Source organism: Escherichia sp. MOD1-EC5950, assembly GCF_002965345.1.
GTDB classification, from domain to species: domain Bacteria; phylum Pseudomonadota; class Gammaproteobacteria; order Enterobacterales; family Enterobacteriaceae; genus Escherichia; species Escherichia marmotae.
The window spans coordinates 1-636 of the sequence record NZ_PTSR01000120.1; the positions used below are offsets into that span (position 1 = coordinate 1).

Below are 636 nucleotides of genomic sequence, written 5' to 3' on the forward strand. Positions count from 1 at the left end.
GACCTTTTGCGATTCGAGCGTACAGGAACTCACACTGATTTATTTGGAAGATAAATCAGTACCCTCCAGAATTCTGTCTGTTTTAAAATTTGTATCGCAGCACTGTAATGAAAATATTTCGTTTTGCAGGAGTAAAATAATGACCATTTCAACTTTTTTTATTCCATCGGTAAATGTTCTTGGTTGTGGCTCTCTGAACGAGGCCATAAATATGATGTCGGGTTACGGTTTTCGGCGCACTTTAATCGTTACTGATCGCATGCTTTCTGAAATGGGGATGGCCTGTGATGTGCAGAAAGCGCTGCAGAAGCATAATATTTTCAGTGTGATTTATGATGGTACGCAGCCTAACCCGACCACTGAAAACGTCGCGGCGGGGCTGAGGCTGCTGACGGAAAATTGCTGCGATAGTGTGATTTCTCTGGGAGGTGGATCGCCGCACGACTGCGCGAAAGGAATTGCGTTGGTCGCAACCAATGGTGGCAATATCCGTGATTATGAAGGAGTTGATCGTTCCGTGAAACCGCAGCTGCCAATGATTGCGATTAACACCACTGCGGGTACGGCTTCGGAAATGACCCGTTTCTGTATTATTACTGACGAAGAGCGCCATATAAAAATGGCGATCGTCGATAA

At 45.3% G+C, this 636-nt stretch carries 1 protein-coding gene; it reads left to right on the plus strand.

The window, feature by feature from the left end; translation table 11 throughout:
- Window positions 1-139: 139 nt before the first annotated feature.
- The coding region (locus BEA93_RS24580) for an iron-containing alcohol dehydrogenase (protein WP_123057440.1) at window positions 140-636 on the plus strand (497 nt) is incomplete at its 3' end.